Source organism: Pseudomonas sp. GW822-FHT02D10 (genome assembly GCF_058802345.1).
The window spans coordinates 1-1,393 of sequence record NZ_JBXAOB010000035.1; the positions used below are offsets into that span (position 1 = coordinate 1).

Genomic DNA, 1,393 nt, shown 5'->3' on the forward strand with positions numbered 1-1,393 from the left:
CAGCCCTTTCAAGGTCTTCGTTTAAAATCCCCCAAAACTCCAGTCAAGGTGACTAAAGCGATGTGGGCAGAGGTTCTAGCGCGGTTTGAAAAAAAGGCACCGGCCAGTGTCATGGTCAAGTTGGCACTGGAGCACGCCATTCCCGCTGAGTGGGTTGATCAGGTGTTCGAAGAGCATCGTCAACGCCAGTACCCGCGTGAGCTTTTGTTTTCGACCATCGTTGAGCTTATGTCCCTTGTCTCATTGGGCTTGCGGCCTTCCTTGCATGCCGCTGCACGCCAGATGGATGATCTACCGGTTACCCTGGCGGCGCTCTATGACAAGGTCAGCCGCACAGAACCCGCGTTGCTGCGGGCCTTGGTCACCGGCAGCGCAGAGCGCTTGGCTCCGACGATAGAAGAGTTGGGATTTTCAGCCATTTTGCCCGGCTGGCAATTGCGCGTCGTTGACGGCAACCACTTGCCTGCTACCGAAAAACGTTTGGGGGCTTTGCGGCGTGAACGAGGTGCGGCTCGGCCAGGGTTTTCAGTGGTGGTCTACGATCCTGACCTGGATCAGATCGTCGACTTGCAGCCTTGCGAGGATGCCTACGCGAGTGAGCGCGTCAGCGTGCTGCCGTTGTTGGCACGTGCCAGTGAGGGGCAGCTGTGGATGGCCGATCGGCTTTATTGCACACTGCCAGTCATGCAGGCCTGCGAAGAAGTGAGCGCTTCGTTCATTATTCGCCAGCCAAGCAAACACCCAAGACTGATTCAGGAAAGCGACTGGCAAGAATCGGTGCCCGTTGAAGCCGGAACAGTGCGCGAACAAATTATCGAACTCAAAGGCGGCTACCGCTGGCGGCGAGTCGAACTGAACCTGCAAACGCCTACCGAATCAGGCGACTGCGTAATGTGGTTCTGGAGCAACTTGCCCGACACGATCAGTGCTGAGCAGATCGCCGATTTATACCGTCGTCGCTGGAGTATCGAAGGGATGTTCCAGCGTCTTGAATCGGTACTGGACAGTGAAATCGAAAGCCTCGGTTCTCCCCGGGCGGCCTTGTTGGGCTTTGCCTCGGCGGTGTTGGCCTACAACGTTTTGGCCGTTCTCAAACGTAGTGTGGAACAGGCTCATCGCGAGACGCAGCCAGAGGGATGGGAGGCGTCGACTTTTCACTTGGCAGTGCAAGTGCGCAGTGGTTATGAGGGCATGCAGATCGCGTTGCCCTCGGATCACCTATCACTTCAATCAACCTCAGAAACACTGGCAGAGCGCCTGCTGGCGCTGGCCAGGAATATCAAACCCAAACAGGTTGCCAAAAGCATACGCGGACCCAAAATCGCCAAGTCCAAGGAGTGGCTGGAGGGAAAGGCTGCGCATGCTCATGTGTCGACGGATCGGGTGCTTAAGG

1 protein-coding gene is annotated in these 1,393 nt (G+C 56.8%); it reads left to right on the forward strand.

Features of this window, described 5'->3' with window-relative positions; genetic code table 11:
* Positions 1-111 precede the first annotated feature (111 nt).
* Positions 112-1,393 (forward strand): IS4 family transposase (locus AC1RPZ_RS27300; protein WP_493141014.1); only part of this gene is annotated, 1,282 nt, incomplete at its 3' end.